The organism is Flavisolibacter ginsengiterrae DSM 18136 (assembly GCF_059568575.1).
The window spans coordinates 1-25,391 of sequence record NZ_JCANTR010000022.1 but is presented as its reverse complement, the minus strand read 5'-3'; the positions used below and the strand labels follow the sequence as shown (position 1 = coordinate 25,391).

The 25,391-nt window shown below is 43.6% G+C and carries 25 protein-coding genes; 20 read left to right on the top strand and 5 right to left on the bottom strand.

Annotated features, from left to right (window positions below; all coding sequences use genetic code 11):
* Positions 1-2: 2 nt before the first annotated feature.
* A complete protein-coding gene (asnB, locus tag BP74_RS18180) occupies positions 3-1,853 on the top strand; it encodes an asparagine synthase (glutamine-hydrolyzing) (RefSeq protein WP_496376313.1) in 1,851 nt (616 codons plus the stop codon).
* Here asnB and BP74_RS18175 read toward each other — a convergent pair whose 3' ends face one another.
* Positions 1,854-2,288, bottom strand: a complete 435-nt coding sequence (locus BP74_RS18175) for a hypothetical protein (protein WP_496376311.1) — start codon at positions 2,286-2,288, stop codon at positions 1,854-1,856.
* A gap of 305 nt (positions 2,289-2,593) precedes the next feature.
* Between BP74_RS18175 and BP74_RS18170 the strand changes: the two genes are divergently transcribed.
* The 10 genes from BP74_RS18170 (at position 2,594) to BP74_RS18125 (ending at position 11,775) form a co-directional block, all read left to right on the top strand.
* Complete coding sequence (locus tag BP74_RS18170) at positions 2,594-3,733, top strand: cystathionine gamma-synthase (protein ID WP_496376309.1); 1,140 nt, start codon at positions 2,594-2,596, stop codon at positions 3,731-3,733.
* Between the two features lie 324 nt (positions 3,734-4,057).
* Positions 4,058-4,492, top strand: coding sequence for a hypothetical protein (locus BP74_RS18165; protein ID WP_496376307.1), 435 nt, complete (start codon positions 4,058-4,060; stop codon positions 4,490-4,492).
* 50 nt (positions 4,493-4,542) lie between these two features.
* A complete protein-coding gene (locus tag BP74_RS18160) occupies positions 4,543-5,547 on the top strand; it encodes a sensor histidine kinase (protein ID WP_496376305.1) in 1,005 nt (334 codons plus the stop codon).
* Positions 5,547-6,593 carry a sensor histidine kinase gene (locus BP74_RS18155; protein ID WP_496376303.1) on the top strand — a complete coding sequence of 349 codons (1,047 nt, stop codon included), beginning with the start codon at positions 5,547-5,549 and terminating at the stop codon, positions 6,591-6,593. The genes BP74_RS18160 and BP74_RS18155 overlap by 1 nt, the downstream gene beginning before the upstream one ends.
* Before the next feature lie 3 nt (positions 6,594-6,596).
* On the top strand, positions 6,597-7,361 hold the full coding sequence (locus BP74_RS18150; RefSeq protein ID WP_496376301.1) for a LytR/AlgR family response regulator transcription factor: 765 nt from the start codon (positions 6,597-6,599) through the stop codon (positions 7,359-7,361).
* A gap of 89 nt (positions 7,362-7,450) precedes the next feature.
* Complete coding sequence (locus BP74_RS18145) at positions 7,451-8,263, top strand: CPBP family intramembrane glutamic endopeptidase (RefSeq protein ID WP_496376299.1); 813 nt, start codon at positions 7,451-7,453, stop codon at positions 8,261-8,263.
* 46 nt (positions 8,264-8,309) lie between these two features.
* The gene (locus tag BP74_RS18140) at positions 8,310-9,224 is read left to right on the top strand and encodes an alpha/beta fold hydrolase (protein ID WP_496376297.1); all 915 of its coding nucleotides are present in this window, start codon (positions 8,310-8,312) and stop codon (positions 9,222-9,224) included.
* A gap of 9 nt (positions 9,225-9,233) precedes the next feature.
* On the top strand, positions 9,234-10,616 hold the full coding sequence (locus tag BP74_RS18135; protein WP_496376295.1) for a S41 family peptidase: 1,383 nt from the start codon (positions 9,234-9,236) through the stop codon (positions 10,614-10,616).
* A 33-nt stretch (positions 10,617-10,649) separates the two neighbouring features.
* Complete coding sequence (locus BP74_RS18130; protein ID WP_496376293.1) at positions 10,650-11,420, top strand: TIGR02757 family protein; 771 nt, start codon at positions 10,650-10,652, stop codon at positions 11,418-11,420.
* Between the two features lie 40 nt (positions 11,421-11,460).
* Positions 11,461-11,775, top strand: a complete 315-nt coding sequence (locus BP74_RS18125; protein WP_496376291.1) for a hypothetical protein — start codon at positions 11,461-11,463, stop codon at positions 11,773-11,775.
* Between the two features lie 658 nt (positions 11,776-12,433).
* Here the strand turns inward: BP74_RS18125 and BP74_RS18120 are convergent.
* Positions 12,434-12,820: a hypothetical protein gene (locus BP74_RS18120; protein ID WP_496376289.1), complete on the bottom strand. Its 387-nt coding sequence runs from the start codon at positions 12,818-12,820 to the stop codon at positions 12,434-12,436.
* A gap of 97 nt (positions 12,821-12,917) precedes the next feature.
* On the opposite strand from BP74_RS18120, the gene BP74_RS18115 reads away from it, so the two are divergent.
* The 9 genes from BP74_RS18115 (at position 12,918) to BP74_RS18075 (ending at position 22,601) form a co-directional block, all read left to right on the top strand.
* A complete protein-coding gene (locus BP74_RS18115) occupies positions 12,918-14,453 on the top strand; it encodes an FAD-dependent oxidoreductase (RefSeq protein ID WP_496376287.1) in 1,536 nt (511 codons plus the stop codon).
* 163 nt (positions 14,454-14,616) lie between these two features.
* Positions 14,617-15,036, top strand: coding sequence for a response regulator (locus BP74_RS18110; protein ID WP_496376285.1), 420 nt, complete (start codon positions 14,617-14,619; stop codon positions 15,034-15,036).
* A gap of 217 nt (positions 15,037-15,253) precedes the next feature.
* A complete protein-coding gene (locus tag BP74_RS18105) occupies positions 15,254-15,679 on the top strand; it encodes a response regulator (RefSeq protein WP_496376283.1) in 426 nt (141 codons plus the stop codon).
* Positions 15,680-16,040: 361 nt separating this feature from the next.
* A complete protein-coding gene (locus tag BP74_RS18100) occupies positions 16,041-16,721 on the top strand; it encodes a phosphodiester glycosidase family protein (RefSeq protein WP_496376281.1) in 681 nt (226 codons plus the stop codon).
* Between the two features lie 47 nt (positions 16,722-16,768).
* Positions 16,769-17,551 carry an XAC2610-related protein gene (locus tag BP74_RS18095; RefSeq protein ID WP_496376279.1) on the top strand — a complete coding sequence of 261 codons (783 nt, stop codon included), beginning with the start codon at positions 16,769-16,771 and terminating at the stop codon, positions 17,549-17,551.
* A gap of 899 nt (positions 17,552-18,450) precedes the next feature.
* Positions 18,451-18,918, top strand: coding sequence for an Lrp/AsnC ligand binding domain-containing protein (locus BP74_RS18090; RefSeq protein ID WP_496376277.1), 468 nt, complete (start codon positions 18,451-18,453; stop codon positions 18,916-18,918).
* A gap of 4 nt (positions 18,919-18,922) precedes the next feature.
* Positions 18,923-20,344: an MATE family efflux transporter gene (locus tag BP74_RS18085; protein WP_496376275.1), complete on the top strand. Its 1,422-nt coding sequence runs from the start codon at positions 18,923-18,925 to the stop codon at positions 20,342-20,344.
* Positions 20,344-21,180: a hypothetical protein gene (locus BP74_RS18080; protein WP_496376273.1), complete on the top strand. Its 837-nt coding sequence runs from the start codon at positions 20,344-20,346 to the stop codon at positions 21,178-21,180. Before BP74_RS18085 ends, BP74_RS18080 begins: the two co-directional genes overlap by 1 nt.
* On the top strand, positions 21,177-22,601 hold the full coding sequence (locus tag BP74_RS18075; RefSeq protein ID WP_496376271.1) for an O-antigen ligase family protein: 1,425 nt from the start codon (positions 21,177-21,179) through the stop codon (positions 22,599-22,601). Before BP74_RS18080 ends, BP74_RS18075 begins: the two co-directional genes overlap by 4 nt.
* Here BP74_RS18075 and BP74_RS18070 read toward each other — a convergent pair.
* The 3 genes from BP74_RS18070 to BP74_RS18060 form a co-directional block, all read right to left on the bottom strand.
* Positions 22,596-23,681: an ABC transporter permease gene (locus BP74_RS18070; RefSeq protein ID WP_496376269.1), complete on the bottom strand. Its 1,086-nt coding sequence runs from the start codon at positions 23,679-23,681 to the stop codon at positions 22,596-22,598. The genes BP74_RS18075 and BP74_RS18070 overlap by 6 nt on opposite strands.
* 17 nt (positions 23,682-23,698) lie before the next feature.
* Positions 23,699-24,817, bottom strand: coding sequence for a glycosyltransferase (locus BP74_RS18065; RefSeq protein ID WP_496376267.1), 1,119 nt, complete (start codon positions 24,815-24,817; stop codon positions 23,699-23,701).
* A gap of 75 nt (positions 24,818-24,892) precedes the next feature.
* Positions 24,893-25,391: carbohydrate-binding protein (locus BP74_RS18060; RefSeq protein WP_496376265.1), on the bottom strand; the 499-nt coding region annotated here is incomplete at its 5' end.

Genomic DNA, 25,391 nt, shown 5'->3' with positions numbered 1-25,391 from the left:
GCATGTGTGGCATAGCAGGAATTGTTTCGCATAATAAAGGACTTGTTTCGCAGGAAAGGATCACCGCGGCCACTGCTACACTTATTCACCGGGGTCCAGAGCATGAAGGGTATTATATCAATGAAGAACAAACCATTGCCCTTGGTCATCGCAGGCTAAGTATCATCGACCTTAGCCCCGGAGCTTCACAACCATTATATTATGCGGATCGTTATCATATTGTTTTCAATGGTGAGATCTACAATTATATTGAGCTGAAGAAGCAATTAGCGGACAAAGGGTTTACATTCAATACTGTTTCAGATACTGAAGTGATCCTTGCTGCCTATGCAGCTTTTGGAAAAAAATGTGTGCATGAATTTGACGGTGCCTTTGCTTTTGCTATTTGGGATGAGCAAACCAGGGAGCTCTTTGCTGCCCGGGACAGGTTCGGTGAAAAACCTTTCTTCTTTTATTATGATGGAGAACAACTGGCCTTTGCATCTGAAATGAAAGCTCTCTGGAAAATGGGCATAGCCAAAGAAGTGAACAGGATGATGCTGTATAATTTTCTTTCCATTGATTACACGACCAATCCCGGGGATCCTGCAGAGACTTTTTACAACAATATCTATAAGTTGCCTGCTGCCAGCTCGCTCCATTATTCTTTGCCAGGCATGGAACTGCAAACAGAAAAATACTGGCATGTGTATCCCAATAACAATGAAGAGATAAAGGTGAAGGATGCCATTGATGAATTTACTTCACTGTTGACAGAATCCGTTCGTAAAAGATTGAGAAGTGATGTAGCCATTGGCACCTCTCTCAGTGGTGGACTGGATAGTTCTTCCATTGTATCCATTTGCGAAGAATTGGTAACAAACCAATATACCCATAAATGCTTTACCGCCTCCTTCCCAGGGTTTGAAAAAGATGAAGGGTCCTATGCGCAAACAGTGGCGGCGCAATTCGGACTGCAACATTACCTTTCCTCATTTGAAGACAGCGAGATCCCGGGTCTCATGGATAAGGTGATGGAACACCAGGAAGAACCATTTAGTTCGGCCAGTCCACTTGTTCAATATAAAGTGTATCAAATGGCAAAGCAACAGGGTGTTACAGTTTTGCTGGATGGGCAGGGAGCAGATGAAATACTGGGCGGTTATCACAAATACTACAAATGGTATTGGCTGGAATTGTTCCGGCAGGGAGAGCTTGGTAATAGTGGTGAGCTAAAAGCTGCCAAAGACCTGGGTATCAAAGATACCTTTGGTATTAAAGAAAAAATAGCGGCTTACTTCCCTGAACTCTCCATGAGTTTATTGCAATCGCAAAAAGCCAAACATTCCTGGCGTCACCAGGATCTTGATGAAGATTTTGCCTTCAGTAATAAACGCAATCTTTATTACAGCACACCTGCACACCTTGACCTGAATAGCGCTTTATACTTTAACACCTTTGTACATGGTCTCGAAGAATTGCTTCGCCTTGCAGACCGTAACAGTATGGCGCATAGTGTTGAAGTACGATTGCCTTTTTTAAATCACCAGTTGGTAGAATTTTTATTTACGCTTCCTTCCGATTTTAAGATTAACCAGGGATGGACCAAATGGATCCTGCGCAAATCCATAGAGCCCAAACTACCTTCTTCCATAACGTGGAGAAAGGACAAAGTGGGACTTGAGCCTCCACAACAACAATGGATGGGAAACAGTGATGTACAGTCGCAGATCAGGAAGGCTAAAGAAATATTGGTGCAACAGGGCGTATTAAAACCCTCTGTATTACAAAAAAGAATTCAGCCGCATGGATCTCATGTGGCTGAAAACAGGGAATGGAAATACTGGAGTGCAGCGTACTTATTCCGCAACTGATCAGGCTTTTCTTAATTTTCTTTCCGTAAACATATTACCAAACGAATCTGATTGTACATGGATCCAGTTACTGGCATCCTGCAATATGATATGATAGGTTACATCAGTATCTGTTGTGATCTCGGTTACACCATACACTGTCTTGCCTTCGTATTTCTTTGACAATTTGGCCTGGATGAAAATGGGTAGCGTTGGAGCAAAATAATAACGAATGCTTTTTACAACATTTCCTTCCTGGTCATACATAATGCGGAAGGTGATATTGTTCTCTTTAAAATTGGCTTCGTATTTATTATCTATATCCTGCCAGGTTACATTTTTTACCTGCTGGAAAGTTTTACTAAAAGCATCGAGGACCTTCTGGTTGGGGTCTGCGGCAAATGAGGTTGTGATGAATAATACAACAGGGGCAACAAGCAATAGGATCTTTTTCATGGCGAAAGGTTTTGATGAAATAATACTGTGAAGCTAAGCTGTACGAAAAGTTTCGTCAAGCGTTTCTACGCCAGTGGTAAGAATATTTTCAGGCCCTCCGGATTATCAAAATGTGAATACTTTTTAAACCGCATAAATAGCCATTTGAATGGTGAAATTGCCACTATGAAACGTGCATTTTCAATGTTACATGGATGGGGTTAAGCTCTTGTTAAACTGGAACTATGGTGGATGAAAGGTTATGGAACAGCTTTCATACAGATTGATTCTTATTCATCATCTTTGCAGTTCTTAAAAATCAGAATATGAAGCTTGGAACTAAATTTATTCATGCAGGCGTGGAACCAGATCCTTCTACCGGTGCTATCATGACCCCTATATATCAAACATCAACCTATGTGCAGCAGGGCCCTGCCGAAAACAAAGGTTATGAATATGCACGTAGCCAGAACCCTACACGTACGGCACTGGAAGCTGCTTTTGCAGCTATTGAAAATGGCAAACATGGCCTGGCCTTCAGTAGTGGTGTTGCAGCAACAGATGCAGTGATCAAATTATTACAACCAGGGGATGAAGTCATCACAGGCAATGACCTTTATGGTGGCACCTACCGTCTCTTCACGAAGGTGTTTGAAAAATTCGGTATTAAATTTCATTATGTCAATACCCAGGACGCCGCCTCCCTGCGCCAGTATGTCAATGAAAAAACAAAGCTATTCTGGATTGAGACGCCTACCAATCCCTTAATGAACATTACTGACATTGCAGCCGTAGCAGCCATTGCCAAAGAAGCCAAAGCATTGTTATGTGTGGACAATACATTCGCTTCTCCTTATTTACAAAACCCGCTTGACCTGGGTGCCGACATCGTTATGCATTCAGCTACCAAATACCTCGGTGGTCATAGTGATGTGATCCAGGGTGCGCTGATGATGAATGATACTGCCCTCAGGGACCAGTTGTATTTTATTCAGAAAAGTTGTGGTGCCGTTCCCGGTCCGCAGGATTGCTTCCTGGTGTTGCGCGGTATTAAAACCTTACATGTGCGTATGCAGCGCCATTGCGAGAATGGCGAAAAGATCGCGCACTTCCTGCGCAACCATCCCAAGGTTGCCAGGGTTTACTGGTGCGGCTTTGAAGACCATCACAATCACGATATTGCGAAAAAGCAAATGCGTGGGTTTGGTGGCATGATGAGTTTTGAATTAAAAGATGGCAGCATGGATACAGTGAAGAAAGTGATGACCTCCACCAAATTATTTGCCCTGGCAGAAAGCCTGGGAGGTGTGGAATCATTGATCAATCACCCGGCAACCATGACGCATGCTTCCATACCCCGTGAGGAACGCATCAAAAATGGTTTATCAGATTCCCTAATCCGTCTCAGCGTGGGCATTGAAGATGTAGATGACCTGATTGAAGATCTGAATAATGCTATAGGATAAACCTTAGCTACTTAAATACTATAAAGCTCCTTTGGGGGCTTTTTTTTGTTTAGTACTCCCTGGTTCTCAGATCAGCAACTATATAAATATCCCGGTCCGTCAGTTATTATCCGTCATTCGTCAGCATTTAATTTACCGGCATAGACCCAATGTTCAATTTTGACTATCAAAGCACGCCAACATGAAGAAGATACTATGTATAATAAGTGCAACCCTGGTGGTCAGCCTTTTTACATCCTGTAGGGTTACAACGGAAAAGGAAACTATGGTCATACAGGATCCTGTTCTAATAGGCAATCCATTAATAGTTATAAACGGGTAGTTATGAATGCCATTTCATTAGTAGCACAGTTGCTGCTGGTGGTCTATCACCAGGCCACTACCTTATTTGACTTCTATCCTTTTAATAATGTCCGTGATTATACTTTAAAGGAAAGACTTACCGAATGCCTTATCAACGGCACCACGATGATCATGCCTTTTATTGGATTCTATTTCCATATAGACTGGATGATGATGGCGGCTATTATCATCTACCCAGCCTTGTTGATAGCAGAATATTTCAACTGGTGGAAGCCTTATTTGTTTGGGGCTTCCGAACCCTGGCAAAAAGTCTACGACCGCCTTTTCCGCACCACTATCATCGTGTTGCCACCGGTAAAAAAGAATCCAGTGCCCAACCTGGAACACCTGATTTTACATGGCCTGACTTTAATAACCTGTATTGTTACCTACATTTCTTATTTTACGCAGCCTTGAGAACTGTCAGCTTTTATAAGAACATCCATTTCATTTTTATAACAACAGGGATGCTGCTCAACTTCCTGCTGGCTATCGTGTACCGCTATATTAATATTGGCAGCCCATTTATTCACTGGTCAGAGCTCCCGGGATTTTATACACAAGGATGGCCTATCATGGTTCAGACCTTTGTGATCCTCTACCTGGTTTACTTTTCCATCAGGCATTTCAGCAGGCGCTATAAAGAAAATCCAAATGGCATAGAGCGTTTTGTAAGGGAGATCCTTTTCATCCTGTTGGCTGGCTTTGCCATCATGGAATTCTTTCGTTGGGTCTTTGTTACCTACATGGTGGTACCCGAAGACGACATGGCATTCCTGGACAGGAAGCTGAAGATGATCCTGATGATCGACATTACCTTCCTGATCGTCATTTATTCTTTCATGACCTCTTTTCGCATCTTCCGGTTCCTGCAATTGAAGAACCTGGAAGTAGTGAAATGGCAACGGGAATATACACAGTCACAGTTCGAAGCCATGAAAAACCAGCTCAACCCCCATTTCCTTTTCAACAGCCTCAATGCCTTAAGCTCGTTGGTTTACGTGAATGCGGACCTGGCCGAGACCTTTATTGAAAAGCTGTCGCGCTCCTACCGTTATTTACTGGAACAGCGTGACAAGACCACAGTTCCACTGGCGCAGGAACTGCAGTTCCTTGATTCCTTTCTTTTTCTAACGGAGCAGCGCTTTGGCAACAAGCTGCAGGTAAGCCTTCAGGAGATCAATGCAGCCAACTGTTATGTGCCTCCACATACGTTAATGATCCTGCTGGAATATATCATCCAGACCAATTCCATGTCAGCTGCCAGCCCCCTTGTACTATCACTAAGCCAAAAGGAAAATGTGCTGGTGCTGGAATACAATGAACAATTAAAACCAGGCAATACACCCGAAGAAACAGGTAGCCAGCTTTCAAGACTGAAAGATGAATTTCAATACCTGCTCGGCAAACCGCTGGCAAAAAACATTGCAGGCAACCATATAACCATTACTATTCCTTTATTACTCAAATAGTGAAGCAGGAACTGACCATACCAAAGACTATCTCGCCTATGAAGCTTACGCTTACCATTATCCTGGTCGTAAGCCTGCTATATCCTGTTTTCTTTGCCTATATCGACCGCAATTTCCAATTGCCAACTATCCTTCGTGAACTGGTATTTACCGCTGCACGCCTGTGCGGTATTGCCCTGATCATTTATGGTGTCATTCAATTGAACAACTTTGTGTTCAAAGGATTCAAAGCCATATGGCTGCGATATATAGTGGAGATCATCCTGATACTTTTTTGCACCTATTGGTTTCTCTCGGGATTTGTCACTTTCATTGACCGCCCGTTGACCGGTAGCAATCCTGCCGACCCCAAACTCTGGACCTTCAGGCGCTATATAGGTTTGTATATGCTGGGAACGGTTTTCATCTACACCTTTCTTTCCGGCCTGAATATTTACCTCGTAGCCAGGCAAAGAGAAGCCCAATCTGAAAAGTTGCAAAGAGAATATGCGCAGGTAAGGCTGCAGGCGCTGAAAAGCCAGGTCAACCCGCATTTTTTATTCAACAGCCTTAGTGTTCTTTCCTCCCTGGTGCATGTGGATGCTGAATTGTCTGAGAAGTTCATTATTCAACTATCAAGAGCTTACCGATATATCCTGGAACAAAAAGAACTGGACCTGGTGAGTCTTGATGAAGAATTGAATTTCCTGGAAGCCTACTTCTTTTTGCTGCAAATACGTTTTGATAAGAAAATACGTCTTGAATCCAACCTGCCGGCAACTGCACGGGCTTATAAGCTTCCACCACTCACTTTGCAACTGCTGGTGGAAAATGCGGTGAAGCATAACAAAATGTCCCTGATGGAACCATTGGTGATACGCCTGTACCAACAAGGTGACAACCTGGTGGTGGAGAATACCATGCAGTTCCGCGAAAAGGATGGAGAATCAACAGGCATAGGACTTGAAAATATTCGCAAGCGCTATTCCATGGTCACTGACAAAAAGATATCCGTGACTACTAACGATAAAACTTTTACGGTTCAAATACCATTGCTAAAATCATAACTCATGAAAGTTGTCATTGTTGAAGATGAACACTTATCGGCCCAGCGCCTGCAAGGCATGCTTAAAAAATATGACCCGTCTATTGAAGTGCTGGCCGAGCTGCCTTCCGTGGCCGCTTCAGTAGATTGGTTCAAAAACAATCCTGACCCCGACCTTGTCCTTATGGACATTCACCTGGAAGATGGCCAGAGCTTCAGCATTTTTGAAACCATTAACCTGCAGGTGCCTGTGATCTTCACTACCGCCTTTGATGAATATACCATCAAAGCTTTTAAGGTAAATAGCGTGGACTACCTCATGAAGCCTTTGAATTACGAAGAGCTGGTTGCTGCCATTGAGAAATTCAAAAGGATACATGGAGAAGAAGGCGAAGAAAAAACAGTGGGACTGGAGCACTTGCTACAAAGCATGCAGAAAAAAGAACCGGAATACAAAAGCCGCTTCCTGGTTTCCATAGGTTCCCGCCTGAAAACGATTGAAACGGAAGATATTCAATATTTTTTCAGTGCGGATAAGATCACCTTCCTGGTAACTAAAGAGAACCAGCGTTTTCCTATTGATTACAGCCTGGATAAAATGGCAGTCATGCTCAATCCAAAACAATTCTACCGTATCAACAGGCAGATGACCGTTAAGCTGGAAGCCATCAAAAATATTCATGTCTTTTCCAAAGGCAAGATTAAGCTGGACCTGGACCCACCTACCAAAGAAGATGTATTTGTGAGCATGGACAAGGTCGTGGAATTCAAGGAATGGCTGGGGAAATAGGCATTCAGCAATGGCTTTTCGTTATTCGTCCGGATTGATTTGAAAAGGGAAAATGGTTGATGTCATTTTGTGCTGCAAAGACAAAACGTATGAAACCAATTTCCCTTTTACCATTTTTACTGGGCTTTACGGCGCTCTTTACCTGCTACCATGCTGCGGAATATATAGTTCTGTATATGAACAGTCCTGTTGGATTCCTTGGACTGTCAGCATTGTTTTTTATAGTGGCCTGGGTCGTAGCCCGCTGGCAGGGATATAAGGGTTTGTCTGCCTGGGGAATGACATTTAAAAAGAGTCAACTTGTTTTCCTGCTGGCAGGTCTGCTTGCAGGTCTTACTGTCAATATGCTGGCCTTCCTGTCCAGCCTTGCCTTTCACCAGGAAGTGCTCAGCTTCATTCCTCCTGTACAACAATTCCTTCCGCAGGCCTCCCTTCTCATATTTGGATGCGCATTCTCTTCTCTTACGGAAGATGTTTTGACACGAGGATATTTATTCCGCCATTTGACAGGGAAGGTAAGCACTGGCCTATTGGTACTACTATCTGCTCTTGTATATGTATTAAACCATATTCACCGCCTGGATGAACCGGTGTATCTCCTGTTCCTGTTCATCGTGGGCATACAACTGATGATTCCCCTTGTGATCTCCGGGAACATCTGGTACACACTTGGCATTCACTGGGCGGGGAATATCGTTTACCATCTCACCAATAATGTAATGCATACAGAATCAACGGCTGCCTCACCTGGATCCTTATGGATCACCATTGCCTTTATGGCCATACTGGTACCGGTCAATTATATTCTCTGCAGGCAACTGGCCCGCCCTGGTCTTGCTATAAAGATCAACGGATACAGGCATTCGTCACCTGCCTTCCGTCATTCATCTGAACTTGTTTGAAAACCCTATTGATAGATAGTCTATTTGTACTGTAAATAAAAAAACAATGAAATCTTTACTCCTCCTCATCGCTGCTTTCACACTGGCCTCTTCTGCTTTTGCCAGGGATGAGCATTTTCTTTTTACTACTTCCGACAGTGTTCAACTATATGTGCGCCTGGCAGGCCAGGGCAAGCCTTGTCTTTTTGTTCACGGAGGACCGGGGTCCACATCCTATTATTTTGAAGTCACGGATGCAGCTCCGCTCATCGAACAAAAAATGCAGATGATCTACTTCGACCAGCGTGGTTGCGGTAGGTCTACCTCACCAAAGAATAAAGATTACAGCCTGGCCCGTATGGAAAAGGATATGGAAGAATTGCGTCAATACCTGGGCTACAAACAGTGGTCAGTAATGGGACATTCTTTCGGCGGTATACTGATCACCAGGTACGCCCATGATTATCCAACTGCTGTATCAGCCTTATTTGTAATTCATGGCACACTGAATATTCAATATTCAATGACCAGCCACCTTGACAATGGTTTGAAAATTCTAGGTATTACCGACCAGGCCCCCTACCGCGATACATCCATTGCCCTGAATGAAAGAGTATGGAAAGTGCATGACTCATTAACAAAATCAGGCCTATGGTATAAACTGATGTTCCGTAATGCTTATGAAAAAACGTACAACGATACGCTAACCAATGTGCTCGGCCCTTTGAACCGGGATTATGCCAATGAAGTTTGGCGTATCGCGGATTACTGGAAAGATTTCACACCACTGACTAAGAATATCAAATGCCCTGTATTCATCATGACAGGAATGAAGGATTATGCCATCGGGCCTGATCATTACAAAAGCTTCCAATTTCCAAAGGCAACCATCGTTCATTACATTGGAGGTCATGCGCCCTTCCAGGAAGAACCCCAATGGTTTGCTGAAAAGATCATCTCATTTATTCCAAAAATTAAATAATTACGCACCATGAGACAGCTATTCTTATTGCTTGCAACCATCATCTCGCTCACCGGCCATGCCCAGAAAAAGTTTGACTCCACTGCTTATGTACAATTTAACCAGGACCGCTGGGAAAAATTCGACTTCGCCGGCTTTATGGGTCCCCATCCTGAACATACGTTGAACCAGGAAGAACGCATTGCGGGCTTGAGCAAATGTTGGTCAGAAGCCAAATACAACTTCGCCAATTTCGACCTGGTTCCTACACTAAATTTGGATAGCCTCTACCAAAGCTTTATTCCAAAAGTGATGGCAACGACTACTACACTGGAATACTACCATGTGCTTCAAAATTTCTACCAATACCTGCGGGATGGCCACACCGGCATCAATCTTCCCTTCAGCTTTTTCAAGGACAAGAATGCCATTGTGCCACTGGAAGTGAGATGGATAGAGAACAAAGCCATTGTTACTGAAAATACGTCAAACTTAAAAGAAGAACTGGTCATTAAGCTGGGAATGGAACTGGTAGCCTTCAATGGCGTTGAATTAAAAAAGTACATCCGGGAAAACATCAGCCCTTACCTGCATTTCTCTACGACACAGGATAGCATTGACCGCATTTACCGGTACGAATTATTTCCGGGCACTGCAGGCAAAGAGGTTACGCTGACATTTAAAACAATGAGCGGCACCATTCTTACCAAAACATTGAAATATAAAAGCGTAGAAAAGTTCTGGGATCGTTTCCCGCTGGTAAGCTTTAAAGTATTAAAAGGAAATATTGGTTACCTGCAGATCAATTCTTTCAATGAAGAAAGACTTGTAAAACTCTTTGATAGTTTATACCCTTCCATTGCTACCACCAGGGCATTGATCATTGATGTGCGCAATAATGGCGGCGGCAACGGCAACAATGGTTTCGAAATTTTAGGTTGCCTCACCGATAAGCCTTTTAACCAGGGCAAGACTGCTTTGCGCCATTACAGGCCGGTAGGCAGGGCATGGGGAGATGTTGAAAACACCAGCATTGATACCTACGACTGGAAGCCCTATAAGAAAACCATCTATACGGCAGCCGTAGTGGTATTGACTGGTGCTGCCACATATTCTGCTGCCGAAGATTTTACTTCCGTGTACAAATCCATGCAAAGAGGAAAGGTGATTGGGGAGCCCACTGGTGGCAGCACAGGCCAGCCTGTTATGTTTAGCCTGCCAGGCGGTGGCATGGGCAGGGTTTGCGCCAAGCGTGATTTCTTCTATGACGGAACTGAGTTTGTGGGTGTGGGCATCCAGCCCGATATACTGGTCCGTCCTACCATTAAAGGTGTAGTGGCCGGAAAGGATGAAGTGCTCGACGCTGCGGTGCAGTATATTCAAAACCTGAAAGCCATTGCTGCCGCCAATTAAAAGATACCAACAGGAACTCTTTAGTTTTGCCGCGTGAGCGATCAACTGAAAGAGTTCCTGGATAAAAAAGTCAGGGAATATAACCGGCCGGAATTTATAGAGAGTGATCCAATTGTTGTACCGCACCGGTTCAGCAAAAAACAGGATATAGAGATCGCCGCTTTCTTTGCATCTATTTTTGCGTGGGGCAATCGTACCATCATCATCAATAAGACCACGGAGTTGCTGAAGATGATGGATGATGCCCCACATCAATTTTGTCTCCACCCCAGCCCGGAAGGACTAAAGCGGCTTATGGATTTTAAACACCGCACCTTCAATGCCACTGATCTTTTATACTTCATAGAATTCCTCCATTTTCATTATGGCCAACATGAATCACTGGAAACTGCTTTTAGCCAGTGGATGCAGCCGGGTGATACCAGCATTGAAAATGCGTTGACCGGTTTTCATCACTATTTCTTTTCACTGCCCTATGCACCACCAAGAACTAAAAAGCACATAGCCACCCCGCAAAGAGGCTCTACCTGTAAGCGATTGAATATGTTCCTGCGCTGGATGGTTCGCAGGGATAATAAAGGTGTAGATTTTGGAATCTGGAAACAGCTCTCTCCCGCCCAATTGATCTGCCCCATAGATGTGCACGTGGCCCGTGTGGCCCGAAGATTTGAACTCATTACCCGCAAGCCTGTGGATTGGCTGACTGCCCTTGAACTTACCGCGCATTTGAAACGCTTTGACCCGGAAGACCCGGCCAAATACGATTTTGCCCTTTTTGGGCTGGGAGTGGTGGAGAAGTTTTAAAGAATGGATATAAATCCGCATTCCTTTTCATCTTTGCACCATGGATTCTAAGGCCATAGATTCTTTGCTGGTGCAGTATGCACAGGAAAGAACCCCTGTGCTCAGGGAGGAACGGCGTACGCAACTCATAGAGGCTATCAACTATTTATTGGTCCATGACTTTCATAAACTGGTAGTGGTGCTATACCGCGTAGATGTTTCCGAGCCTAAACTAAAAAAACTGTTGCAGGCCAATCCTCAAACTGATGCCGCTGTCATCATTGCTGATCTGCTAATAGAAAGACAGGTTGAAAAGATCAAGACAAGAGAATCTTTCAGGGGAAAGAATGATATCCCGGAGGATGAGAAATGGTAAAGAACTGGGATTAATATGATTTTATGGGATTAGGGAGGAGGATGTAAACGGACCATAAATGCTGCAACTTTTACGATTAGCCGCAGATAAGTGCAAAATGAGTTCTACCTAATGGATAAAATAAATAGATAGAAATACCACACTTAAGTATATCCACAAGGCTGAAAACAAAATATGTATAGTGGTCTCGAATGTTTTTCCCTTCCACAACAAGGCTGAATAATAGAGATAGAACAGGCTTAAACATAATTATTTAACCTCATCTTTCCTAGACTCTCCCCGGGGCCGTGTTCCTTATTGAAATATTCAAAGTCAGGGGTTTCCTTTCTTTGTCGCAGAGTAAGTGCATAATTAAAACAGACAATTTGACTTAATGATACATAGTAAATCAGCTCTCCTGCCCACCTTCTTCCTACCAACTCCCTATCAACCCTATACCTGAAGTATAGTTATTGCGTGATGATCACGCAGTATCTATACTGTTAGTAGGGCGATGGTAGGGTGCAGCTATAGCTTTGTTAAGGAGGAAGTAGTAACAAGGTTTATCCTACTAAAGACTAATAATTAATGGAATTATTATTGTAAATGATTGATTTTTAATCATTAGAATCTATCGACCGGTTACAGGCTAATAACAATCGAAAAACAGGGAGAAGCTTTAGGGATTCTTTTTTCTTTTCAGGTAGACTATATCACCCTTATCAGAAGAAAAATTAACGGGACGGGTGCCGTCCTCAAATACCTGCCATTGTAACAGGTTATTATCTAAAAACAGAAGCAGGCTTTTGATAGTTACCGTCGAATCTTCTTCCTTGATCACGAAGTCGAACCAGACGGGTGTTTTGCTGAAATCTGCTGTATAGGAAAGTATGGGCTTTTTTTGTCCCTGGTAAAAAAGGTACAATTTGGAACTGTCTTTGGCTTCCAGGGCACCACCGTCATTCGACTCCCAGTAACCCACCAGGTTCTGAAAGCTATACTTCTGCCCATGAGATTCAGAAATGATCCCTAAAAGAAGCATAACAGCCACGAACAACCTTTTCATAGAAAAGAGCTTAAGTCTTGAAATGCCGCTAATCCTATGCCATAATCGGTAATGCTCTCCGGCATCATTTTTTTGCTAATTGAATCAAATACCTTTTATGCTAAGAGATGGTGCAACGATGAGCCTTTGGCAGCATGCAATTGAAACATACCAGCCTAAATTCAAAACACTACCTACTCAACAATTTGATGTGATCATTGCCGGCGGCGGGGTCACAGGCATCAGCACGGCACTGCAGTTGCAGAAAACCGGGAAAAAATGCCTGGTGGTGGAAGCCCATACATTGTGTTTTGGTACCACGGGAGGCACCACTGCCCATCTCAATACTTTTCTTGACACTTCTTATAAACAGATCAAAAAGGATTTTGGGGAAGATGGTATACACCTGGTGGCCAGTGCCATTCAAAAAGCACTTGACCTTTATAAGCAGAATATAGAAACCTATACTATTGATTGCGGTTACGAGCAAAAGGATGGCTACCTGTATGCTGTGGAAGACCAACAGGTGAAAGAACTGGATGAGATCTACCTGGCATCCAAAGAAGCAGGCGTAGATGTGGCTTATACAGACAGGATCCCTATTCCCATTCCGTTTCAAAAAGCGATCGTTTACCGGGAACAGGCACAGGTGCACCCTACCAAATATGTGTATGCCCTGGCAAAAGCTTTTGAAGAAGCTGGTGGTGTGATCCTGGAGCATTGCAGTGTGAAAGATGTGGTGGAAGATGAAGGAAAGGTGGTGGTGGACACCAGCCTGGGTGGAGTACAGGCCAGCTATCTTATTTACGCAACGCATATTCCGCCTGGTATTAACCTCCTGCATTTTCTGAATGCGCCTTATCGCAGCTATGCCATAGCCATTACCTGCAAAGACAATGCATATTCAGATGGACATTGCTACGATATGTATGACCCTTACCATTATTACCGTACGCAGGAGATTGATGGTAAAAATTATTTCATTGTTGGAGGCGAAGACCACAAGACAGCCCATGAAAAAAATACAGAAGCCTGCTTCAACAAACTTGAAGCACATGCCAGGACACATTTCCCTGTTGAGCAGGTACATTTCCGCTGGTCCTCGCAATATTTTATTCCGAGTGATGGCCTGGCACATATTGGATTGCTACCCGGGAGCAAGGGCAATATCCTGGTAGCCACAGGCTATGGGGGTAATGGTATGACCTATAGCCATATTGCAGCATTGTTGCTAACAGACCTGATCTCCAAAAAAGAAAATGCCTATGCGGCTTTATTCAGTCCTGCCCGTGTAAAACCAATGGCAGGGTTCAGCAAGTTTATAAAAGAGGGTGCAGATGTGGTGGCGCAGTTTGTAGGCAAACGTATATCAGCAGAAAAAATAAAAGAGCTGGCGGAGCTGGCACCGGGAGAAGCAAGGCTGGTGAAATACGAAGGAGAAAAGCTGGCCATCTATAAATCGGAAGAAGGAAAGCTGCATGCTTTAAATCCAGTATGCACACATGCCAAATGCGTAGTGGGCTGGAACAGCGCTGAAAAAAGCTGGGACTGTCCCTGTCATGGAGCGCGGTATTCGGTGGATGGAAAAGTATTGACAGGACCCGCGAGTAAGGACCTGGAGGTAGTGGAACTAGTGGACCTTATTTTAAAATAATAAGTATCCTACTCTTACCCTTTAGGAAACTGATTTTTTTTGTTTTTATACTACTTCCACCGGTTGGAAGCAGATTTTTAGCGGGCACGAAATAAAAAAAATACTGTAATTTGTATGGTACACTTTTATTTCTCCCATATCAAGACTGCTTAAATAGACGTACATGGATTTGCAAAAGCCTTTTATAGTTGTTGTGGACGATGATGATGAAGACCGTTACCTTTTAAACCATTCCTTCATTGAAATAGAGCTTGATGACAATGTGAAGTTTTTTGGTGATGCCCTGCAATTCATCAAGTACACAGAACTGATCAGCAGCCTGAATGTAAAGCCTTCATTGATCATACTGGATTACAAGATGCCTTATATGAGCGGCAAGGCGGTACTCACCTATCTCAAGTCAAATGAATTTTTCAGGGAGGTGCCTGTGGTCATATTATCCAGCTGCCTGAATGAAGAAACAAAGGCCAAATTGTTTGAACTGGGTGTCAGTGCCTGTTATCAAAAAGGCAGCGAGTTCAGGACATTGATAGAAGACCTCAGGGAGATCGTCAAATATGCAGCGCCGGTAGAGAATAAATAATTTTTCTTCCCCGATCTTAGATCACTATAGCATCCTCAAATATTTCGGATTTCAGCTTCTGCATGTTGCCAATAATGCAACCTTCATGCAATAGCAGAGGCTTTACAGCTATTCTTATCCTTCTTGCGGGTTCTACTGCCAGTTATCCATCAATTGTGGTATAAGTATTGAAAGTATTAAGAATGAAAGTGGAATTGAGTTCTAAAAAATATCAATTATGTCTTCACGCAAAGGACCGATAGTAATAGTAGAAGACGATGCCGATGACAGGGAGATCCTTGCTGAAGTATTGCATGACCTTGACCTGGAAAACGAAGTAAAGTTTTTTACCTGTTGCCAGGATGTAATTTCCTACCTGATGGACACCACCGACAAACCGCTGATGATCCTTTCTGATATCAACCTGCCTGTTATGAACGGGTTGGAAATGCGACAATCGATCAACGAGAATGACTACCTGAGAAAGAAGAGTATTCCATTTATTTTCCTCTCCACTTCCGGCAAAAAGGAATCGGTTGACAAAGCATACGAATTGATGGTGCAGGGTTATTTTCAAAAGCCCAATAGCCTGAAAGAATTAAAGGATACACTGTTGATGGTGATTAATTACTGGAAGGTTTGCCTGCATCCCAATGCGGGATAAGGGATATAATTTATAAGGCGTACCTACGACACGCTTTTTTTTACGTCTATTTTTTGGCTACCAACAAATTGTCTCTACGGGACTTAATGAGAGGACCTCGCCTGTAATTCTTCTCATAAACTTATTAGATCATTTACTAAAATCGATTGCACATTCTTACCATAAACGATTGCGCGATCCTATGTCCCGTAGAGGACATGTTGTAGGTAGAAGCGAGAAGAAAATATATAATAGCGTCCCGTAGGCACGCCTTATGAAAACCCCTTTAATTCATAATTGTTGTATGAATTTCATACCGTGCATGAGCAGACGCCCAATGAAATAATAAATGCAAATTGCCGTTAGTGAAAAAACTAATTGCATGCCTTTTCTCCTTACCCTAATTCTTTCATTCTTTATTACCCATCACACTCAACGCACCGATCCTCTTTACGAGACCCGTATTGCAAGTCCTTCAAAAATTGCCATTCTCTGGAAAGATGGCAAAGGACACAACATAACCAGTTTTCAAAAACTTAAGCAGGTAGTGCCAGGTGTTACCTATGCCATGAATGGTGGCATATATATGTCAGAAGGTTTAACGCCTTGTGGCTTGCTGGTACAGGAAGGAAAAACCCTAAGGTCATTGAAAATATTAAAGCGAGGCAATGATAATTTCAGCATGCAACCCCAGGGCGTGTTTGCCATCACTAAATCCGGGAAGGCTGTAATTGTTGCTGCTACCGAAGCAAAGCCCATTGAATACAATTATGCCACCCAATCGGCCCCTATGCTTGTAATAAATGGCAAGGTTAATCCCAACCTTACCAAATCAGAGAGTGCTGTGATACGCAACGGGGTGGGCATATTGCCAGACGGAAAGGTAATACTGGTACTATCCAAATGGCGGGTGACCTTCCAGGAGTTTGCCCGGTTTTTTATAGATCAAAAATGTACGGCAGCCATGTATATGGATGGAGCGGTATCAGAATCCTGCGATTACACCAAAGAACTGGGTGATCCCTATAATGCTAAGAGCGTGTATATCTTAATTCATGACTGATACAATTCTGCTTAAATCGATTTTACCTTCTTATAATTCTTTCCCCCATGAAATATGTATCTCTATTATTGTTTGTTTTCTGCGCTTCCTGCATGCATAACTTATCTTACCAAAAAGATGTAATAGATAGTACCGGGAAAAGTTTGGAGCTAATTACACTTCCCGCAATTGCTGATCAGAACCCTATTGAAACAAGCAATGAAAATATTTGGAAGCAGATTGTGAAAAGACCAGATTCCGTGGCTGTACCATTTACTATCAACAATAGCTTACAGGCAGCCCTTAACATATCCGGTGAGCTAGATACCAGTTATTTTAAACCGAAAACAATACGAGTAGTTTTTTCAAATCATCAACACCAGGATTTACAAATCAAGGGCAATGCTGTACTATGGGAAGAAGGACGAACAAGACCTTACATCAAATTGGAAGACATAAATTTTGATGGATATGCTGATCTGCATGTATTTGATAATGCTGGTGCAACCGGCAATTTTTGGTATAGCGTATGGTTATACGACAAGGAACAAAAGCAATTTGTATTCAGTAATACCTTTTCAGAAATTTCCGCACCCTGGGCTGATCAAAGATCAAAAGAGCTGATCGGCTATTACCATTCCAGTGGTTGCGAAGAGAACATAACTTATTTTAAGATTATAGAGAATCAACCAGAGCCGGTAAAATATGTTTATGGCCAGGAGGAAAGGCAGGGAGATCAAACGCTCTGTATGGGCTATGAGAAAAAACTTATTGGTAAGACCTGGAAGACAACCAAATTGGGTGAGTTAGGTGTGAGTCTATATGACTCTTTATATAACCGGGCACAATAGTATTACAAAGTAAGGTAGGCTGTAAAGAATTTTCTTTCCTGTGATTGTAAATTTAAACTAACCAGCAAAGTTTGCAATTCATTGTGAATAGAGGTTGTGACCCCAAAAGATGACAAAGGCGTACACGATTTGTCTTTTGTGCATACCGGGCATGGCACTACAAGGCTAGAGTTGCATAAATTACCGTGCGGTTTGTATGGTTTACAAATTTGGTTTATGGAATGTCATTCACAAGGTGTACCAACGGCACGCTTTCCTCACGTGCATATTTGGACTACCAACAAAATGTCGCAATGGGACATTATGAAAGGATCCCGTCTTTAACTCATTACTTAAACCTATTAGAGTATTTACTAAAAGCGGTTGTATTTCTTTCAATAAAAAATTGATTCTAATCTTATGTCCCATAGGGACATCGGGTAGGTAGACCAAGAGAGAAATTAAACAATAGCGTTCCGTAGATACGCCTTGTGAGATACTCTAAGATCACTTTAAACGAAAAAAGCTCGTAAGCCTGGCAATCACAGCCACTTACGAGCTTAAAACACACATGAAATGCTGTAGGGGGAGGAGTCGAACCTCCACGGGGCAGTTAGCTAAAAAGCAAAGATTTAGTGGTCAACCCTGGTCGGCCTTACCTGAGTAACGTCGGCTCTACTTTCTGTTTATCCTGTGATCCCCACCCCCGAGACAAGGGGGCATGTCTGCCTAAGGTTTCATCACCCCACAGTATAATTTTGGGTTTCTGGTTTCATTTCTTTCTCCATACTTCCCTTTCAATGAACTTGACAAGTCAAAGATAGGATGCCTTCAATAATATTCAATCACGATTACAAAAGTTTAGATTTCATTCAATATATTGCAATTCGATTAGAGATTATTCATTTAAAGTCCTCCAAATGACCCCTGATTTGAATATTGACAAATTGGATCTGCAGATCATCCAGCAATTGATTCACGATGCCGGCCTCTCTTATGCCGAAATGGGTAAAAAACTCTTTGTTTCCGCCGGCACCATCCACGTGCGCATCAAAAAACTCCAGGATGCGGGCATCATCCAGGGCCAGCGCTTCCAGGTTGACCTGAAAAAACTGGGTTATGATGTTATTGCCTTCATAGGCATCTACCTGGAGAAAAGCTCGCTCTATGATACCGTTGCTAAGGACCTGAAGAAAATACCTGAAATTGTAAGGATGAACTATACTACCGGCAACTATAGCATATTCGCCGAGATCGTATGCAAGGATATTGGCCAGCTGCGCACCGTGCTGCACGACGAATTGCAAAAAATAAAGGGCATAGAACGTACGGAAACATTTATCTCTTTGGAAGAAAGCCTTAACCGGAGTGTCAGCATTACCTCCTGAACTTATGAGATCCCAAAGATTTTTTAAAGGCCTTTCCTGGTTGCTGGCACTGAACCTGCTCATTAAACCCGTATGGATATTCTTCATTGACCGCAATGTGCAGAACGCTGTTGGCCATGAAGCCTATGGCAGCTACTTCGCCCTGCTCAACCTTTCCTTTATATTCCTGTTCCTGGCCGATGCCGGTTTGTCAAACATGATGAACCAAAAACTGGCGAGTGAACACCCGGTACAGTTGAAGCAGTATGGCAGTATCAAACTGGCCCTGGGAGTGATCTATGTTTTGGTAATGGTCATTACAGGCGTTCTGCTTGATTTGAAAGAATGGACCCTTCTCTTATACATCACCGGCATCCAGCTACTCAATTCCATTTTTCTATTCCTGCGCAGCGTGATCAGCGCCCGGCAATATTTTACAACAGATGCCTGGCTCTCAGTTCTGGATAAATCACTCATGATCTTGCTCTGCGGAGGCTTTTTGTATTTCCCATTGGTGTTTGGCCGCATCAGCCTCCTGATTTTCCTGCAGGTGCAATCTGTGTGCACAGGTCTTGCCGTGCTGGCAGCCTTACTGGTAGTCGCAGTAAATAATTGGTGGAGTGGCGGTCAAAAAGAAATGCTTACCGGCCTGCTGCGTTCCATTGCCCCCTTTGCCCTGGTCATATTATTAATGTCAGTGCACAGCAGGCTGGATGGATTCCTGTTATTGCGACTCCATACCAATGGCAGTTATGAAGCAGGTATATATGCATCGGCCTTCCGCCTGCTGGATGCCTGTAATATGGTGGGCTACCTGGCAGCGGTCTTCCTGGTGCCCTTTGTAGCCAGGCACCAGCAGGAAAGAAAAGAAATAGAAACAGTGGTGCTCAACCTTCGGCATCTCCTGTTATTCTTTGGTATTGGAGTAGCCTGCTTTGGCTGGCAGTATGCAGGGTGGATACAGGAGCTGTTGTACCATTCCGATGCATCCTATCACTCACAAGTGATTCAGTTATGCCTGGCGGTAGTTCCAGCTTACTTTATCATGCATATATATGGATCGGTTCTTACAGCTACCTTACAGTTCCGTCCCCTGTTATTGATCATCCTAATTGCTGTAATACTGAATACAATATTGAACCTGGTGATGATACCAGTATATGGAGCAAAGGGTTGTTGTATGGCTGCTATTGTCAGCCAGTATTTTTGTGCCATTGCCTGTTATGTGATGGCCAATAATATACAGGGATTGCCTGGGCATAAATATTCGTGGGCCGTATACATCGCTACAGCCATAGCCTTGCTGTTATTGTTTTACTTTGCCCGGCAAATGATGCTAAATGTTTGGCTTACTTTAGTGCTGGCTGCAAGCCTCGTGGTGGTACTGTTGCTGACACAACTGACGAATGCCAAAAAACTATTTATCCGAATACAATCATCAAACTAATGCCCGACCTGCTAACTGTGTTTTCCAAATGGTGGAAGTTTATTCTTGGCCTGGCCATGACGGCCGTAGTGATCGCCTTTCTCATCACCTTGTTACTTCCTAAGGAATACCTTTCAACAGCTACAGCCCTTCCTGCCAATTCACTGGTAGCGGACAAGGCACGTATACTCAATGCCAATATTGAAGCATTGTACCCCGAGATTGGATTACCTGATGAACTGGACAAACTGGAAGGAACAGCAGCATTGGATACTTTATTCATCGCGGTAGCCAATGAATTCAAAATGGACGACCATTACCATATCCCGGCCTCTGATGAGTCCATGGACAAGGCAGTCCTCAGGCTTAAAAAGAACAGCCATATTGCGCGTACGGGTTACGGTGAGTTGAGGATAAAAGTATGGGATGAGGACCGCAATATGGCGGCAGCCATGGCCAACAGCTTTATGAAAAGAATGCAGGAACTGCACCAGCACCTGCAAAATGAGAACAACCTGGTAGTGCTCCAGCGATTGAAGGAAGCCTATGCGGCCAAACAACAACTATTTACTCAATATGCTGATTCAACAGTGAGCACAGGTGCAGCACAGGAATTAAAGGCCGCGCAAAAGGCTACACTGCTGGAGCAGTTAAAGCAATACCAACTGGCTATGGACCAATATGAGCTGGCCATTAAAACAGATCCTCCCGTTTTACTGATAGTGGAAAAAGCCCGGCCTGCCGTTTGGTCTGACAAACCCAGGACCCTGCAAATAATTATCCTTACTGCTATAGCAGCTTTGTTGTTTGGATTCTTATTGGCTGTTTCTTTTGAAGGCAGAAAAAACAAAGTGTGATCCTCACAACTGCAAATAAGATTTTTGTTGGGCTGCTTTCCCTGCTTGTTGTATCGTTGGCAGGAATAGCAGCATGGGAACAGCAACCCTTATGGGTATTCATTCCTGCTGTATTGTTATCAGTATACCTGCTGCTGCAATACCCAGTAGTTTTATTGTATGTATTGGTGGCCAGCATCCCTTGGTCAGTCGAATACCATTTCAGCAATGCCCTGGGCACAGACCTACCTGACGAGCCATTGATGTTGCTTGCGGCTTTTGCTTCCCTCGCACTACTACTTATTCATAAAAAGACCTTACCATTCAAACCTGTTCGCATATTGGTTTGGCTGGTGGGGGCACAGTTAGCATGGACGCTGGTCACAGTGATATTGTCCACAGATGTGGTGATCTCCATTAAATATTTTCTTGCCAAAAGCTGGTACATACTGGCCTTCCTGGTTTTGCCCCTTTTAATGTACAAAGATCCGAAACTGATCAGGCGCAGTGCCATGGTTCTGGCAGCATCAATGTTCCTGTCTGTGTTGTTTGTGTTGTACAGGCATGCAGCCTATGGTTTCAGTTTTGAAAAGGTAAATACAGCTCTGGAACCTTTTTACCGCAACCATGTGAATTATTCAGCACTATTGGTTTGCACTATTCCCATTCTTATTGCTTTCATACGGTTTAAAACACCTTACCGGTCATGGTTGACAATTGCCTTTATCATTACGCTGGCAGCCTTATACCTGTCCTATTCACGCGGTGCCTGGCTGGCGCTTATCATCGGAATGTTCAGTTATTTTTTATTGCAAAAGAAATGGATGGTTAAGTCTTTTGTAGTTTTTATAGGGTTAACCATTGGAAGTATTTTTTGGCTGAAACAGAATGACCGCTACCTGCAATATGCACCCCAATATAGCACGACCATCTTCCATACCAATTTTGAAGAACACCTGGTTGCTACTTACAGGATGAAAGATCTCTCAACAGCGGAAAGATACTTCCGGTGGATCGGTGGCCTGCGCATGACACAGGATAGCTGGCTCACTGGCCTTGGTCCGAATACTTTTTATGATAACTACAAGCCTTACACCATACCTGCTTTCAAAACATATGTAAGCAGGAACGAAGAGCATTCCACTGTTCATAATTATTTTCTTTTGATGATCATTGAGCAGGGCGCCCCGGGCCTGTTGTTGTTCCTGGCAACCATTGCCTTTGCATTATGGAAGGCGCAGAAAATTTACCACAGGACAAAGGATCAATTTTGGAAAAGAAACGTAGCGGCTGTGGTGGCCATATTATCTATGATCTGCACGGTGAACTTTTTAAGCGACCTTATTGAGAGTGATAAATCAGGACCCTTATTCTATTTGTGCCTTGCTATTTTGATCATCGCTGATCAAAACACGAGGGTTGACCAGCAATATAGTCTATAATTTTCCTCTTACGTTCAGGGCATCACGGAGCCCATTTCCAAAAAGGTTAAAAGCCAATACCAACAGCATGATGGCGAATCCCGGGGCTAGGGCCAGCATAGGATTCTGTGTAATGATGAAGTTATAGTTCTCCTTGATCATCAATCCCCAGCTTGGCTGCGGCGGCTGTACACCCACTCCTAAAAAACTCAGTCCTGCTTCAATGACTATGGCGGATGCGAAATTGGAAGCCGCTATGACAAGTATTGGTCCCATGATATTGGGAAGGATATGCCGGGTGATAATGCGTGAATCAGAAAATCCCAGCACCTTACCTGCTTCCACATATTGCAGCTCTTTGGTCACCATCACCTGGCCCCTGACCAGGCGCGCTACATTCACCCACATGGTGAGTCCAACGGCAATGAATACCTGCCAGAAACCCTTACCCAGCAGCAAGGTGATGGCAAAGACCAGTAATAAAGTAGGAATACTCCATATCACATTGATCAGCCACATAATAATTTCATCTGTCTTTCCTTTAAAATAGCCGGCAATAGCTCCCAGTGCCATGCCAACAGAAAGAGAGATCAATACTGTGATCAGCCCTACACTCAGGCTGATCCTCGTTCCAATGATCAACCGGCTCAGGATATCCCTTCCATATTTATCAGTACCCAGGTGGAATGTCCTGTGAATGACAGGAACAGCCGCAACCTTAGACCTGTTTACAGCCAGCCTTTCACTCACGCCTTCATCAATGAATTTTTGCACGATGATGCTGTCACTTGTTTGTTGCCAGGAAGCTATTGGTATATGCTCATATAGATCTGGCTTACCATAGAGCATGCGTTGAAAAAATCCTGTATGTTCTGTTGATTCCTTCTTTACTAACAGGAAATCCTGCTGATAGCCCGGCTTCTCACCACCAATTTCCAGGATGATGCGGTTGGCAAATGGTGAAGGATCAGGAGCAAGGAAGTACCCGAAAAGGGCAATGAATATGGCGACAAGGATCAGGAACAGGCCCGCCATGGCACCTTTATTCTTTTTCAGGCGCTTCCATGATGATTGCCAGAATGATTGCGAGCCACTGTTCATGCGGGGAAAGATAAAATTTATTTGGTTCTCCTACCCTTCCATTCATAACTGCCCAACTGGCTGGTGAAACCAACCACCACAGTATACAAAACATGCAGGGGCTGGAACAGGGGGAAGTATTTCATTAATTGTTGTTCCCCGTAAAACTTCGCCACTGCATGTACAAAGGGCCATTCAATGAGCATTTTCGCCAACAAAAAACCTATAGCATATAAGGCATACACGGGATGCCAGGCAGAGGCAATCAACAGGACAAAGAAGAGGCAGTTGAACAGGTAGATAAATGCCAGCACCGCCAGGATCCTGTAATCTTCATAAACAAGGGTCTTGCTGGCCCAACGCTTTCGCTGGTTGTAAAACGTTTTCCAGGATAGCATAGGTGGTGTGCTTACAATGGCTTCCCTGGATTTTAAATAAAATACCTTACCTGGTTCCTGCTTCCATATCTTATGCATCAGGAGCATATCATCGCCGGAGGCTACCTTATCAATACCTGCAAATCCATTGACAGCTTCAAAACTTTGCTTGCGGTAAGCCAGGTTGGCGCCATTGCACATATTGTGAAATCCTGAACTGACGCTGGCGGCCGTAATACCCTGTAATGTCATAAAATCAAGGGCCTGGAACACCTGTAACAGGCTGCTATCATGAGAAAATTTGACGGGTGCCGCAATAAAGGAGGCTTTTTTATTTTTATAAAAACTGCTGATAGCCTGCAGCCAGTTTACCGGCAACTGGCAATCGGCATCTGTGGTAACGATCAATTCTCCCCTGGCCTGGCTGATACCTGCTTCAATAGCTTTCTTTTTAGATGAATCTTCGCTTGTTCCCTGGGGTGAAACCAGGTGCAGGTTAATAAGTCCAAAACTGTTCACAATTGAAGCTGTGGCATCGGTGGAAAAATCATCAACCACTATGATTTCGAAAAGCTCTTTCGGATAAGATTGTTGTTGCAGGCTGGTAAGTAAGGATTTGATATTTTTTTCTTCATTCCTTGCCGGAATGATCACAGAGATGAATGTCCGGGCATGGGCAGGATCAATAATAAAGCTCTCAGTATGGTCCCATGCCCTTTTGTAAAAAAACAGGAGGAGGCCATAAGCCAGCAAAAAAACAACAATGATCCAGAGTAACATGCAGGACAAAACTAACAGGTGCCCTTTATACTTGTATATCTTTCTACTTAAACGGCAATAGCATTACCTGGAAGCTTATTGTTTTACCAGTTGCAGCCGGCTATTCCATTCTTTCATATCAGACCTTAATACATAAGATCCGCTGGGCAGGTGGACAAAAGGAATAATAGTTGTTAATGATGAGCCCTGCTTATTGACTTCTGTTTGCTGCACCAGTGCCCCACTCATGTTATACACCCTTAGCATTACAGGTCCTTCGTAAGGATTGTTGATGTGTATAGTACCTTGAGAAGATACCGGGTTGGGAAACAACGACAAAGCAGGAAGTTTAGTTATTTCTTCAACCGCTGCACCTTTGGGCCGGGAAGTTGTGGAAAGTGTTCCACCCTGTATCTCTAGCCAGTTGATGTTCCATCCTGCACCTGAAGTGGACTGCAGCCTGATGGTTTGTGTACCTGCTGCAAGGCTGATGGTTGTTGAAACAGTCTGCCAGGTTTGCCATCCGCCGGTTGTGGGAACAGATACAGTTGTCAATACAACACCGCTGCTATTTTTTACCTGGAATTGTGCACCA